The 13831-nt window shown below is 60.4% G+C and carries 14 protein-coding genes; 5 read left to right on the top strand and 9 right to left on the bottom strand.

Annotated elements, in window-relative coordinates; translation table 11 throughout:
* Window positions 1-16 precede the first annotated feature (16 nt).
* Both JFV30_RS30260 and JFV30_RS30265 read right to left on the bottom strand, forming a co-directional pair.
* A complete protein-coding gene (locus JFV30_RS30260) occupies window positions 17-400 on the bottom strand; it encodes a PaaI family thioesterase (protein ID WP_008435797.1) in 384 nt (127 codons plus the stop codon).
* The gene (locus JFV30_RS30265) at window positions 400-2724 is read right to left on the bottom strand and encodes a Tex family protein (protein ID WP_010168933.1); all 2325 of its coding nucleotides are present in this window, start codon (window positions 2722-2724) and stop codon (window positions 400-402) included. The genes JFV30_RS30260 and JFV30_RS30265 overlap by 1 nt, the downstream gene beginning before the upstream one ends.
* A 357-nt stretch (window positions 2725-3081) precedes the next feature.
* Between JFV30_RS30265 and ompR the strand changes: the two genes are divergently transcribed.
* Both ompR and JFV30_RS30275 read left to right on the top strand, forming a co-directional pair.
* Window positions 3082-3822, top strand: coding sequence for an osmolarity response regulator transcription factor OmpR (ompR, locus tag JFV30_RS30270; protein WP_003213175.1), 741 nt, complete (start codon window positions 3082-3084; stop codon window positions 3820-3822).
* Window positions 3823-3938: 116 nt separating this feature from the next.
* Complete coding sequence (locus JFV30_RS30275) at window positions 3939-5252, top strand: ATP-binding protein (protein WP_003213176.1); 1314 nt, start codon at window positions 3939-3941, stop codon at window positions 5250-5252.
* A 128-nt stretch (window positions 5253-5380) separates the two neighbouring features.
* Here JFV30_RS30275 and rimK read toward each other — a convergent pair whose 3' ends face one another.
* Genes rimK through rimA form a run of 3 tightly spaced genes read right to left on the bottom strand, consistent with a single transcriptional unit; the run spans window position 5381 to window position 7561 of the window.
* Window positions 5381-6286: a 30S ribosomal protein S6--L-glutamate ligase gene (rimK, locus tag JFV30_RS30280; protein ID WP_003187674.1), complete on the bottom strand. Its 906-nt coding sequence runs from the start codon at window positions 6284-6286 to the stop codon at window positions 5381-5383.
* Window positions 6283-6765 carry a retropepsin-like aspartic endopeptidase RimB gene (gene rimB / locus JFV30_RS30285; RefSeq protein WP_010168938.1) on the bottom strand — a complete coding sequence of 161 codons (483 nt, stop codon included), beginning with the start codon at window positions 6763-6765 and terminating at the stop codon, window positions 6283-6285. Before rimB ends, rimK begins: the two co-directional genes overlap by 4 nt.
* 16 nt (window positions 6766-6781) lie before the next feature.
* Window positions 6782-7561: a S6 modification regulatory phosphodiesterase RimA gene (rimA, locus tag JFV30_RS30290; protein WP_010168940.1), complete on the bottom strand. Its 780-nt coding sequence runs from the start codon at window positions 7559-7561 to the stop codon at window positions 6782-6784.
* A gap of 116 nt (window positions 7562-7677) precedes the next feature.
* Between rimA and JFV30_RS30295 the strand changes: the two genes are divergently transcribed.
* Complete coding sequence (locus JFV30_RS30295; RefSeq protein ID WP_003213184.1) at window positions 7678-8085, top strand: RNA-binding S4 domain-containing protein; 408 nt, start codon at window positions 7678-7680, stop codon at window positions 8083-8085.
* Between the two features lie 42 nt (window positions 8086-8127).
* On the opposite strand, the gene JFV30_RS30300 is transcribed toward JFV30_RS30295, so the two are convergent.
* Window positions 8128-8928 (bottom strand): phosphatase PAP2 family protein, encoded by an 801-nt coding sequence (locus JFV30_RS30300; RefSeq protein ID WP_201125887.1) that lies wholly within the window; start codon window positions 8926-8928, stop codon window positions 8128-8130.
* A 126-nt stretch (window positions 8929-9054) separates the two neighbouring features.
* On the opposite strand from JFV30_RS30300, the gene hslO reads away from it, so the two are divergent.
* The gene (gene hslO / locus JFV30_RS30305; protein ID WP_010168945.1) at window positions 9055-9957 is read left to right on the top strand and encodes an Hsp33 family molecular chaperone HslO; all 903 of its coding nucleotides are present in this window, start codon (window positions 9055-9057) and stop codon (window positions 9955-9957) included.
* Window positions 9958-10136: 179 nt separating this feature from the next.
* On the top strand, window positions 10137-11678 hold the full coding sequence (locus JFV30_RS30310) for a phosphoenolpyruvate carboxykinase (RefSeq protein WP_201125888.1): 1542 nt from the start codon (window positions 10137-10139) through the stop codon (window positions 11676-11678).
* 57 nt (window positions 11679-11735) lie between these two features.
* Here JFV30_RS30310 and JFV30_RS30315 read toward each other — a convergent pair whose 3' ends face one another.
* From JFV30_RS30315 to JFV30_RS30325, 3 genes are all read right to left on the bottom strand, one after another.
* Window positions 11736-12587, bottom strand: coding sequence for a DMT family transporter (locus JFV30_RS30315; protein WP_201126260.1), 852 nt, complete (start codon window positions 12585-12587; stop codon window positions 11736-11738).
* Between the two features lie 110 nt (window positions 12588-12697).
* On the bottom strand, window positions 12698-13018 hold the full coding sequence (locus JFV30_RS30320) for a DUF1493 family protein (protein ID WP_201125889.1): 321 nt from the start codon (window positions 13016-13018) through the stop codon (window positions 12698-12700).
* Window positions 13019-13189: 171 nt separating this feature from the next.
* Window positions 13190-13672, bottom strand: coding sequence for a hypothetical protein (locus JFV30_RS30325; protein WP_201125890.1), 483 nt, complete (start codon window positions 13670-13672; stop codon window positions 13190-13192).
* Window positions 13673-13831: the final 159 nt, after the last annotated feature.

Here is a 13831-nt window from a genome sequence, read left to right on the forward strand (position 1 = left end):
AATCGATGACAGGGAGCTATAGGACAGCGAAGGTGCCTTGTGCTTTTGCGACCAGTTTTTCGTCCTGGTACACGTCAGCCTCGACCACCAGCGTGCGCCGGCCCGGGTGGATGACCCGGGCGGTGCACAGCACATCACCGTCGGAAACGGCGCGGATGTAGTTGATTTTGCATTCGATGGTCGCGCTCTGCTGGTCGAAACCATGGGAGCTGGAACAGGCCAGCCCCATGGCAATGTCCACCAGGCTGAAGATCGCCCCGCCATGGAGCTTGCCAGCGCGGTTGCGCAACTGCGGTTCCAGGGTCATGGCCACCTCGGCAACGCCGGTTTCCAGGCGTTGCAGGCGGCAGCCAATGAGTTCGCTGAAAGCACTGTGGGTCAAGCCGGCTGGCAGTTCCATTAACGTTTCTTCAGTTGTTTGGCGTTGGCGAACAGCGAAGCCATGGCGTTATTGGCCGGGGCTGGCGCAGTGGTTTCCTTGCGGGGTGCGCTGCCTTGGGACTGGCGTGGCGCCGAGCCTGGGCGTGCGCCGCGGGCACCGTCGATTTTCTCGCCGGGGGTGTCGCTCATGCGCATCGACAGGCCGACGCGTTTGCGCGGGATGTCGACTTCCATGACTTTCACCTTGACCACGTCACCGGCTTTTACCGCCTCACGCGGGTCCTTGATGAACTTCTCCGAAAGCGCAGAGATGTGCACCAAACCGTCCTGATGCACGCCGATATCCACAAACGCGCCGAAGTTGGTCACGTTGGTGACCACGCCTTCGAGGATCATCCCCAGTTGCAGGTCCTTGAGGTCTTCGACGCCTTCCTGGAACTCGGCGGTCTTGAACTCGGGACGCGGGTCGCGGCCAGGTTTCTCCAGCTCTTGCAGGATGTCGGTGATGGTCGGCACGCCGAAGGTTTCGTCGGTGTACTTTTTCGGGTCCAGGCGCTTGAGGAACGCGGCATCGCCGATCAGCGAGCGGATGTCGCGGTCGGTTTCAGCGGCAATGCGTTGTACCAGCGGGTAGGCTTCCGGGTGGACGGCCGAGGAGTCCAGCGGGTTGTCGCCATTCATGACGCGCAGGAAGCCGGCGGCCTGTTCGAAGGTTTTTTCGCCAAGACGCGCGACTTTTTTCAGCGCTGCACGGGTCTTGAAGGCGCCGTTTTCGTCGCGGTGGGTCACGATGTTCTGCGCCAGGGTGGCGTTGAGCCCGGAGATACGGGCCAGCAGCGCAACGGAGGCGGTGTTCACGTCCACGCCGACGGCGTTCACGCAGTCTTCAACCACCGCGTCCAGGCCACGCGCCAGTTTCAGCTGCGACACGTCGTGCTGGTACTGGCCGACGCCGATGGATTTCGGATCGATCTTCACCAGTTCGGCCAGTGGATCCTGCAGGCGGCGAGCAATGGACACGGCGCCACGGATCGATACGTCGAGGTCCGGGAATTCCTTGGAGGCCAGCTCAGACGCGGAGTACACCGAAGCGCCGGCCTCGGAGACCATCACTTTGGTCATCTGCATGCCTGGGTATTTTTTGATCAGCTCGGCGGCCAGCTTGTCGGTTTCACGGCTGGCGGTGCCGTTGCCGATGGCGATCAGGTCCACCGAGTGCTTGGCGCACAGGGCGGCCAGGATCGCGATCGTCTGGTCCCACTTGTTGTGCGGCACGTGGGGGTAAACCGTGGCGTGGTCGAGCAGCTTGCCGGTGGCGTCGACCACGGCAACCTTGCAACCGGTACGCAGGCCCGGGTCGAGGCCCAGGGTTGCACGCGGGCCGGCGGGTGCGGCCAGCAGCAGGTCATGCAGGTTGTGGGCGAACACGCTGATGGCTTCGGTTTCGGCGCCGTCGCGCAGTTCGCCCAGCAGGTCGGTTTCCAGGTGGGTGTAGAGCTTGACCTTCCAGGTCCAGCGCACGACTTCACTGAGCCACTTGTCCGCAGGACGATTCTGATTCTGGATGCCGAATTGTTGACCGATCATGCCTTCGCACGGGTGCATGGTGCCCGGCAGCTCGTCGCCGACTTTCAGCGCGGAGCTCAGAATACCTTCGTTGCGACCGCGGAAAATCGCGAGTGCGCGGTGGGACGGCATGCTTTTCAGCGGCTCGTCGTGTTCGAAGTAATCGCGGAACTTGGCGCCTTCCTCTTCCTTGCCGGCGATCACGCGGGCACTGAGGGTGGCTTCCTGTTTCAGGTAGTTGCGCAGTTTTTCCAGCAGGTTGGCGTCTTCGGCGAAGCGCTCCATGAGGATGTACTTGGCGCCTTCGAGGGCTGCCTTGACGTCGGCGACGCCCTTTTCGGCATCGACAAAGCGCGCGGCTTCGCTTTCCGGAGCCAGGGACGGGTCGTTGAACAGGCCGTCGGCCAGCTCGCCGAGGCCGGCTTCCAGGGCGATCTGGCCCTTGGTGCGGCGCTTCTGCTTGTACGGCAGGTACAAGTCTTCGAGGCGGGTCTTGGTGTCGGCGAGCTTGATGTCGCGTTCCAGCTGCGGGGTCAGCTTGCCTTGCTCTTCGATGCTGGCGAGGATGCTGATACGCCGTTCGTCGAGTTCTCGCAGGTAGCGCAGGCGCTCTTCCAGATGCCGCAACTGGATATCATCGAGGCTGCCGGTGACTTCTTTACGGTAACGGGCGATGAAGGGCACCGTGGAGCCTTCATCCAGTAGAGCGACGGCCGCTTCGACCTGTTGTGGGCGTACACCGAGTTCCTCGGCGATGCGGCTGTTGATGCTGTCCATAAAACCACCTGAAATTCTGAAAGCAGGCTCGCAGGCCCGGAAAACAAGGCGTGCGAGGCTGGTTGAGCGGCCCGACTGGCGCCGCTGCCTGGGTCAAGAGGCAGCCTATTGACCCTCGAAATCGAAAAAATCACTACAAGCGGGTGAAAAAAATCCCCTGGCAGTAAACGGTAACGAACGGACGTTGCCCTGCACAAAGGCGCCGCATTATAACCAGCGATCCGCCGTTGGGGGGATTGCGGCCAAGGTTGTAAGGCGCGGGTTCGCTGGCGGTAGAGGAAAAATCTGCTAACAATGCACACGGTGCGTATAACGGCAGCTACGCCATAATGCGCGCCGAGATAAGAGGAGCATCTAATGAGCAGCACTGCACAAACTGCTGAAGGCGAAAAAATTCTCATCGTTGATGACGATCCGGGGCTGAGCAGCCTGCTGGAGCGCTTCTTCAACTCCAAGGGCTATCGTGCCCGCGCGGTGCCAAACACCGAACAGATGGACCGCCTGTTGGGACGTGAAGTCTTTAACCTGGTGGTCCTGGACCTGATGCTGCCCGGCGAAGACGGCCTGACCGCCTGCAAACGCCTGCGCGGCGCCAACAATCAGATCCCGATCATCATGCTGACCGCCAAGGGCGATGAGCTGAGCCGCATCAAGGGCCTGGAACTGGGCGCCGACGATTACCTGGCCAAGCCGTTCAACCCGGATGAGCTGATGGCGCGGGTCAAGGCCGTACTGCGTCGCCAGGCCGCCCCGGTACCGGGCGCACCCGGCAGCGAAGACGAAAGCGTGACCTTCGGTGACTACGAGCTGTCGCTGGCCACCCGTGAGCTCAAGCGTGGCGATGAAGTGCACATGCTGACCACCGGCGAATTCGCCGTGCTCAAGGCACTGGTGATGAACGCCCGCCAGCCGCTGACCCGCGACAAGCTGATGAACCTGGCCCGTGGCCGCGAGTGGGACGCCCTGGAGCGCTCCATCGACGTGCAGATTTCCCGTCTGCGCCGGATGATCGAGCCTGATCCATCCAAGCCGCGTTATATCCAGACGGTGTGGGGTGTGGGTTACGTGTTTGTGCCGGATGGCACTGCAACCAAGTGACCAATGATTTGCAGAAGCGGGCCTGCCGGTGATGATTCGATAAGAGTCAGCCGGTTGCCCGGCGTTTGCAATTCTGCGAGCCTCGCTCGCTCCTGCCAGGTGTCTAGCTGTCTTTTATGAAAACCCCGTTGTGGTTCCCGCAGAGTTTCTTCTCACGCACCCTTTGGCTGGTGCTCATCGTCGTACTGTTTTCCAAGGCCCTGACACTGGTTTATCTGTTGATGAACGAAGACGTGCTAGTGGACCGGCAGTACAGCCACGGTGTCGCCTTGACCTTGCGCGCCTATTGGGCCGCAGACCCCGAGAACCGCGAGAAGATCGCCAAGGCCGCCACCCTGGTTAGGGTCGCGGGCGCAGGCGTGCCCGAGGGTGAGCAACATTGGCCCTACAGCGAAATCTATCAGCGCCAGATGCAGGCCGAACTGGGTGAAGACACCGAGGTGCGGCTGCGCATGCATGTGTCGCCAGCGCTGTGGGTGCGGGCGCCGAGCCTGGGCGAGGACTGGCTGAAGGTGCCGCTGTATCCGCATCCTTTGCGGGGGCAGAAGATCTGGAACGTGCTGGGCTGGTTCCTGGCGATTGGTCTGCTTTCAACGGCGTCCGCCTGGATTTTCGTGCGCCAGCTCAACCAACCACTCAAACGCCTCGTGTTTGCTGCACGTCAGCTGGGTCAGGGCCGCAGTGTGCGGCTACCCATCAGCGACACGCCGAGTGAAATGACCGAGGTGTACAGCGCCTTCAACCAGATGGCCGAGGATGTCGAACAGGCGGGGCGCGAGCGCGAGCTGATGCTGGCAGGGGTGTCCCATGACCTGCGCACGCCGCTGACGCGCTTGCGGCTGTCGCTGGAATTGATGGGCAACCACACCGACCTGACCGACGACATGGTTCGCGATATCGAAGACATGGACGCGATCCTCGACCAGTTCCTGGCGTTTATCCGTGACGGTCGGGACGAGGTGGTGGAAGAGGTCGACCTGACGGACCTGGTCCGTGAGGTGGTGGCGCCCTACAACCAGAACGGCGAGCAGGTTCGCATGCGGTTGGAGCCGATCCAGCCGTTTGCGTTGCGCCGGGTATCGATGAAGCGGTTGCTGAACAACCTGATTGGCAACGCCCTGCATCACGCCGGTTCCGATGTGGAAGTGGCGGCGTATGTTTCCGGGGATACCAGCGCGCCTTACGTGGTGCTGAGTGTGATGGACCGGGGCGCCGGTATTGACCCGGCGGAGCTGGAGGGCATATTCAACCCGTTCACCCGTGGCGACCGTGCCCGGGGTGGCAAGGGCACCGGCCTGGGGCTGGCGATTGTGCGGCGGATTGCTTCGATGCATGGCGGCAATGTTGAGTTGCGCAACCGGCCGGACGGCGGACTGGAGGCACGAGTGCGTTTGCCGTTGGGGCTGATGTTGCCTAGAGACGCGGTCTAGCCAGCAACGAAAAGCATATGTGGGAGCGGGCTTGTGTGGGAGCCGGGCTTGCCCGCGATGGCATCACCACGGTTCGCCAGAAAAACCGAGGTGCCTGTAGCGCAGGCAAGCCAGCTCCTACAGGGGGTTTAACCCTTGCCTTTGGTGCGCGTCATATTCGGCCCACCATTCTTCTCCAGATGCTGAATGATGATCCCCGCCACATCCTTGCCGGTGGTGGTCTCAATCCCTTCCAGGCCCGGTGACGAGTTCACCTCCATCACCAGCGGCCCGTGGTTGGAGCGCAGGATATCCACACCCGCCACACTCAACCCCATGACCTTGGCTGCCCGCAGGGCCGTCATGCGTTCTTCCGGAGTGATCTTGATCAGGCTGGCGCTACCGCCACGGTGCAGGTTGGAACGAAACTCTCCCGGCTTGGCCTGGCGCTTCATCGCGGCGATCACCTTGTCGCCCACCACGAAGCAGCGGATATCCGCACCGCCGGCTTCCTTGATGTACTCCTGCACCATGATGTTCTGCTTGAGGCCCATGAACGCCTCGATCACCGACTCGGCGGCCGTCGCCGTCTCGCACAGCACCACGCCGATGCCCTGGGTGCCTTCCAGCACCTTGATCACCAGCGGTGCGCCGTTGACCATTTCGATCAGGTCGGGAATGTCGTCCGGTGAGTGGGCGAAGCCGGTCACCGGCAAACCAATACCCCGGCGCGACAGCAGTTGCAACGAGCGCAGCTTGTCCCGCGAACGGGCAATGGCCACCGACTCATTCAGGGGGAAAACGCCCATCATTTCAAACTGGCGCAACACTGCGCAGCCGTAGAACGTCACCGAAGCGCCGATGCGCGGGATCACCGCATCGAAGCCTTCCAGCGGTTTGCCCCGGTAGTGGATCTGCGGCTTATGACTGGCAATGTTCATATAGGCGCGCAACGTATCGATCACCACCATCTCATGGCCACGTTCGGTGCCGGCCTCAACCAGCCGACGGGTGGAATACAGACGCGGGTTACGCGACAGCACAGCGATCTTCATGCAACACCTGTGGCAGAGGTAGTAGAGACCGGGAACACCGGCTTGTCTTGAACGTATTTGAGGCCGGGGTTGACCACCAGCTGGCCGTCAATCAGAGCCTTGGAACCCAGCAACAGGCGGTAACGCATGGCTTTGCGGCAGGCGAGGGTGAATTCCACACGCCACACCCGATCGCCCAGGGCCAGGGTGGTGCTGATCACATACCGCACCTGGGCCTGGCCGTTGGAGCTTTTAATGGTTTTCATCGCCACCAGCGGCGCTTCACAGCGCCGGTGACGCAGTTGCACCACGCTGCCCAGGTGCGCGGTGAAGCGCACCCACTTTTCACCGTCGCGCTCAAACGGCTCGATCTCGGTGGCATGCAGGCTTGAGGTACTGGCGCCGGTGTCGATCTTTGCGCGCAGGCCGGCCACTCCCAGGTCGGGAAGTGCCACCCACTCACGCAGACCCACAACGGTCAAATGGTCAAATGTCTTCAATATGAATAACCAGCAATTAATTCGCCCAGGCGTCGGGTGATACCTTGGCCAAGGCTTTGAATGCAGGCTTGGCGAACCAGTAGCCCTGCATCAGAAATATTCCACAGTCGGCGAGAAAGTCTCGTTCGCCAGCACTTTCGATGCCTTCGGCGATGACAGTAACGCCCAACTGCTCACAGATTGTGACAATCCCCCGGACGATCACCTGACGGACACGATCACGGTCGACATCGCGGATCAGCGCCATGTCGAGTTTGATCAAGTCAGGTTGGAAATCGGCCAGCAGATTCAGCCCCGAATAGCCCGCCCCGAAATCGTCGATGGCGGTCTTGAAGCCGAATTCGCGGTATTCACGCAGAATATTCGTCAAATGGCGATAGTTATCTACGTGCTCGCTTTCCAGTGTCTCGAAAATCAGGCGATCCAACGGAAAATTATGCGCGCGCGCCGCCTCCAGGGTGCTTCGGATGCACAGTTCTGGTCGATAGACCGCATTGGGCATGAAGTTGATTGAAAGGTGCGTCTGCATGTTGAGTGTCGCGGCGGTGGCGATCGCCTTGGTGCGGCATTGCTGGTCGAAACGGTAGCGATTGCTGTCGTTGACCTGATCCAGCACCGACAGCGCGCCCTCGCCATTGACGCCGCGCACCAGGGCTTCATGGGCAAAGACCGACTGGTCGCGCAGGTCCACGATAGGCTGATACGCAAAGGCAAACTCAAAGCCCAGCGGTTCACTTTGCTGGCAACCCGCACAGCCTTGTTTGGGCGAGGTGAGTGAAAGGGGAAAGTCGGTCACACGTTAACCTCGCGAAAACAGGATGCTACCTGGCGTATCTTAGGTGAGCTCAAGGGTTTATGCGTTGAAGGCTTTCAACGGTAAAGTTGCGACATTTTTCAGAGCGAGGAATTCAAGTGGCTCAGAAGCAGGAAGAGGAAGAAAAAGTCCGTTTGGACAAGTGGCTGTGGGCGGCGCGCTTCTTCAAGACGCGCGCCTTGGCCAAGGCGGCTATCGAAAGTGGCAAGGTGCATTGGCGCGGCGAGCGTTGCAAGCCGGGCAAGGAGCCGCGCATTGGCGACGAATTCCAGATTCGTGCCGGTTTTGATGAGCGAACCGTCGTGGTCCAGGCACTCTCGATTGTGCGCAGGGGCGCTCCCGAGGCGCAGGCGTTGTATACCGAAACCGAAGCCAGCATTGCCAAGCGCGAAAACGCAGCGGCGATGCGCAAGGCGGGCTCCCTGGGCATGACCACCGATGGCAAGCCCAGCAAGAAACAACGACGTGACCTGTTCAAGTTTCGCGGCAGTGGCAATGATGATTAACGGGCGAACCGCAGGAGCCGGGCCGGCTCCTGCCACATCCCGTCAAGCGCTGCGAATGACGCTCAAGCGATTAACCAGCGGCACCCGCTGAAACCACTCGAACACGGGTCTCGTCACCCGCAACAGAAACCCCGAAACCCTCGCCGCAAACGGCGTGTAGTAACCCCAGCCCAACGCCAACAGCGCCAGCAACACGCCCCCGATGTAATCGTCTTGCCCCCAATGCGCGCCGGCTACCAGCCGCGGCATCATGAACAGCAATGCCAGCCCCCAGATCACCAGGACCTGCCCGAATCGCTTGGCAAACACGGTCATGAACATCCCCCAGATCAACAACACTGACGCATGATCCCCCGGGAAGCTCTGGCTGGAGCGGTCCTTCAGTTCCCAGGTTTTTTCAAGGCCGGGGAAATAGTCACTCATCTGGATCGCCCCGCTGATCACCATCGACGGGCTATGGTGTTGCCAGCCCATCTGCGCCGCCAGCTTGGAAAACAGCATGCGGATAAACAGCAACAGCAGCAGAGTACCCAGGAACCCGAAAAACGCCTGGCGTACTTCGATCGCCTTGAATACCCAATCGCCGCGGATCAGCAGCGTCAGCAGAATCACCCCGACCACCGCGTCAAACGGCCGCAAACTGGCCACCGCCCACACATGCAGCCACGTCGGGCTGCTCGCCAAGGGGTCGTTGAGCAGATGAAACAGCCACTCGTCGAAAACCACACACAGCGCTTGGCCCGCCGGCCAGAGCCAGAAACACAACAGCCCCAGAGCGAGTAAATTGCACAGGGCCAATCGCCCGAGGTTCCACTTGGCTTGGAACAAACCCGGATTGTTCATAAACTGTTTCCTCTTTGCTTTAAAAGCGCTTCGTTTTCCCGTAGAAGGCCGCACCAAAATGGTGCTAAAGCGTGTAATTCTATAAACGTTGTCATCTTTTTGTCATCAATTCAGATACCCAGACCTATGACTGATCTACCGGATACCGACTTCACCCAACGCTTCATCTTCGACGACAGCGACGCCCGCGGCGAACTGGTCGCGCTGGAGCGCAGCTATGCCGAAGTCCTTGCCAAGCACCCCTATCCGGAGCCGGTCGCGCAATTGCTCGGCGAGCTGATGGCGGCTGCCTCGCTGCTGGTGGGCACCCTGAAGTTCGATGGCCTGCTGATCCTGCAAGCGCGCTCCGAAGGCCCGATCCCGCTGCTGATGATCGAGTGCTCCAGCGAGCGCGAAATCCGTGGCCTGGCCCGTTACGACGCCGACCGCATTGCCCCTGACGCGACCCTGGCCGACCTGATGCCGGACGGCGTGCTGGCGTTGACCGTCGACCCGACCGTAGGCCAGCGTTACCAGGGCATCGTCGACCTCGACGGCGAAACCCTGTCCGACTGCTTCACCAACTATTTCGTGATGTCCCAGCAAGTGGGCACCCGCTTCTGGCTCAACGCCGACGGCCATCGCGCCCGTGGCCTGCTGCTGCAACAACTGCCGGCCGACCGCATCAAGGATGAAGAAGACCGCGCCGACAGCTGGGCACACATCACCGCCCTGGCCGGCACCTTGAAAGCCGAAGAGCTGTTGGGCCTGGACAACGAAACCATCCTGCACCGCCTTTACCACGAAGAGGCCGTGCGCCTGTTCGACGTGCAATCCCTGCGCTTCCATTGCAGCTGCTCCCGCGAGCGCTCGGCCACTGCCCTGGTCAGCCTGGGCCTGGAAGATGCGCAGGACCTGGTGGTAGAACACGGTGGCAACATCGAGATCGACTGCCAGTTCTGCAACCAGCGCTACCTGTTCGACGCCGCCGATATTGCTCAATTATTCGCCGGCGCAGGCGTAGACACCCCTTCAGGCACCCGCCACTAAAACGTTTAAGCACAGGTAAATCACCTGACAAACGCCGGATTTCCGCCGTTCTGACCGGAGGGCCCTACTCTTTTTGGGCTTTTCTGGCATAATCCGGCCCACTTTTTTCGCGGTAGTAGTGCGCAACTTTCTACTACAAAACGTTTGGAGCACTCGGCCATAGGCCGACGGGGAACCTCATGACGCAAGCCAATAACGCCGTATACACTGACCTGAGTGTTGACGATCTGGTCAAAGAAGCCCTGCAGCGCGGTGAAGGCGTGCTTGCCGATACTGGAGCGCTGGTCGTAGAAACCGGTCATCGTACCGGCCGTTCGCCAGTCGACCGCTTCATCGTTGAAGAGCCTTCCACCCAGGCTGCCATTGCCTGGGGCCCGATCAACCGCAAGTTCCCGGCCGACAAGTTCGATGCCCTGTGGGCTCGCGTCGAGGCATTCAACAACGCGCAAGAGCATTTCGTTTCCCACGTTCACGTAGGGGCTGCAGAAGACCACTACCTGGCCGTGAAAATGACCACCCAGACTGCCTGGCAGAACCTGTTCGGTCGTTGCCTGTTCATCAACCCGGCCCAGTACAACCCGGCCGGTCGTGAAGAGTGGCAAGTGCTCAACGTGGCCAACTTCGAATGCGTGCCAGAGCGTGACGGCACCAACTCCGACGGTTGCGTGATCCTCAATTTCGCCCAGAAAAAAGTCCTGATCGCCGGCATGCGTTACGCCGGTGAAATGAAAAAAGCCATGTTCTCGGTGCAGAACTTCCTGCTGCCGGCTTCCGACGTACTGCCGATGCACTGCGCCGCCAACATCGGCGAAGCTGGCGACGTGACCCTGTTCTTCGGCCTGTCGGGCACCGGTAAAACCACCCTGTCCGCCGACGAAAGCCGTTACCTGATCGGTGACGACGAACACGGTTGGGGCGAGGGCGTGGTGTTCAACATCGAAGGCGGTTGCTATGCCAAGTGCATCGACCTGTCCGAGAAGAACGAGCCGGTTATCTGGAAAGCCATCAAGCACGGCACCGTGCTCGAAAACGTGGTGATCGACGATACCAAGCACGCCGACTACACCAACGTCAGCCTGACCCAGAACAGCCGCGCCGCCTACCCGCTGGAGCACGTGGCCAAGCGCTCCGAGAAAAACCTCGGTGGCGAGCCAAACGCTGTGATCTTCCTGACCTGCGACCTGACCGGCGTACTGCCGCCCGTGTCGATCCTCAGCGAAGAACAAGCGGCCTACCACTTCCTGTCCGGTTACACCGCACTGGTGGGCTCGACCGAAATGGGCTCGGGCGGCGGCATCAAGTCGACCTTTTCCACCTGCTTCGGCGCGCCATTCTTCCCGCGTCCGGCCGGTGAATACGCAGAACTGCTGATCAAGCGCGTGCGCGGCTTCGGCTCCAAGGTCTACCTGGTCAACACCGGCTGGACCGGCGGCGGCTACGGCGTTGGCAAGCGCTTCAACATCCCGACCACCCGTGGCGTGATTGCAGCGATCCAGAGCGGCGCGTTGATCGGTGCCGAGACCGAGCACCTGGACACCATCAACCTGGACGTGCCGTTGGCAGTACCGGGCGTCGAGACTGGCCTGTTGAACCCACGTAACACCTGGGCTGACAAGGCTGCTTACGACGAAGCCGCGAAAGCGCTGGCGGGCCTGTTCATCGAGAACTTCAAGAAGTTTGAAGTGAGCGATGCGATCAAGGCTGCGGGTCCGAAGCTGTAAGATTCGGCCGTTGTGAAAAAGCCGCCCCTTGTGGGCGGCTTTTTTGTAGGCGAAGAATCAGTCGACGAGGTGCAAAACCACGGCTCCGACCAACACCAGCACGACCCCGGTTACTTGCACCGCTGACAGTCGCTCCTTGAAAAACACAAACCCCAGAATCGCCGCGATCCCGCCCGATAAGGTACTGATCACCGTCACCACGGAAACCGACCCCGCCATCGTCCCCCAAGAGAATGCCGAGAACCCGCCGAGGTTCATCAGGCTCGCGCCGGTCAGCGTTGCGCAGTTTTTAAGCGGCGGGATTTTCAGGCCGTCTTTGATTTTGAGCACCATCAACACCAGCACGCACAGGCCTACCAGATAGCCCAGCCAAAGCATCGTGACCGGGCCAAGCGTCGGCAGGGTGTAGCGGCCTTGTACCCAAAAGCTTGTGCCGTAGAGCAACGCTGCGAGCATTGCGTAGGCGATTGAGCGGCTGGAGCTGTTGTGAGGGACGCCATTGTCCTTGTGAATGCTGGACAGGATCACGCCAATCACGCAGAGGGCGATGCAGCCGAGTTGGATCAGACTGATATGTTCGCCGCTGGCCCATGACAGCAAAGTAGTCACCACGCCGTAGGACGTCACCAGCGGCGCGACAATGGCCGCTTTGCCCAGCGAGAAAGCCTTGGACAGCGCAAGGGCGCCGGAGACGGTCAGCAGGGCTGCTGCGGCGCCCAGGAGCCACACACTCAAAGGCGCCGCGAGGGATTTGACGAGGAAGGTCGGGAATATGAGCAGCAGCAGGGTCATGATCAGGAAGCCCAAGGCCTGGCCGAAGTACACCGCGCGTTTTACGCCGACGGCTCGGGCGTTGAGGCCCACGAGGAAGTCCGTGCCGCCCCAGAGCAGGGCGGCCAGCAGGCCCATTAGTACGTCCATGTAAGGTCCTTGTTATTTTTTTTTAGGGCTGCGGTGTATCGGCTTATAGGTGTGTCGGCTGTCCTGGCCACATCGCGGGCAAGCCCGGCTCCCACTCTTCAGCTGAGATTTTCCAGGGTTTGGGTGTCCCAGCGCTGAGTCTTGATAGCCAGGTAGAGCATACCGATGGTCAGCGGGATTTTATCGCCACGACCTTTGGCTCGGCGTTTCAGGAACACATCGAAGACCGGAGGCTGGAAGTAACGATAAGCGTCGTAGTCGTTCAAGTCGACGGCGAAATCCTGTTCCAGCGCCTCCATGAATTGCTTGGCCTCGGTGCCGTCGCAGCCCAGGTCCAGGTTGATTGAGGTTTCGAGGCGGATGGTTTTGTGGTTGGGCAAGCCGATTTCGTCGTGCAGCAGTTGCAGGAGTTGCTGCATGGCGGTGTCTTCGGGGAAGTGGGGGCCAGGTTCATGGTGGGGGCACGTCGGAGTGGGTGAGGTGGATGGTTACGTTTCAGGCGGAATTTATTTCGTGTGATGAACAGTGCCAGGGCTATCAAGAACAAGGCAATGGGAAGGACGACCCATTGGAGATAGTCGATCATAGGGTCACCCTCCTTGGAACGGTATGACCATGGCAGACAGTGAGTGCTGAGGGCCAATCCCGCCTTCGACCTGGGCATCCATTCCAATGACCACGTCGCCAGCGTGATAGCTTCGATCGACACTGTTTGTGATCAGGCCCACTGCGGTCCCAATCATGCGAGCTGCTGATCTGGAAAAAGGATGGATGGGGGCAGCGAGAGCCCCACCGATCAACAAGGCAATGATGCTACCGCGCTCATTGAGCAAATCAGCGTGCGGTCGTGTCAGCGGCTTGGAAATCGCTATTGTCATCTTGCAAGGCAGGTCGCCGGCCAGCATCTTTTCGTAGAGCTCCGTCAGTCGGTAGTGAACGTCATTCGCGAAGTCTCCCGCGTCTGACAGGCATATGTTGGCCAAGGTGTGTCGATTACCAGGTACTACGCTGAAGCGGACCACCGTGAAGGTGACGCCGTAGTGGCCGATGTGTTGAGTCCTTTCGAGGTTCAAGAGGGTTCTGCCGAGCCAGTTGGAGAGAGGCTAGTTTCGGTCAGGCGGTGGTGGGTCTACGAGATGCGAGAGATTGGTCGAAAGCATTTTGGGAAGAGTAGCGCGGGGTGTGAGGGGATTTCTTACGGATGCTGCCTGCATTTCTGGAATGTCGCGACG

Origin of the sequence: Pseudomonas sp. TH32 (genome assembly GCF_016650855.1) — a bacterium.
Taxonomy (GTDB): domain Bacteria; phylum Pseudomonadota; class Gammaproteobacteria; order Pseudomonadales; family Pseudomonadaceae; genus Aquipseudomonas.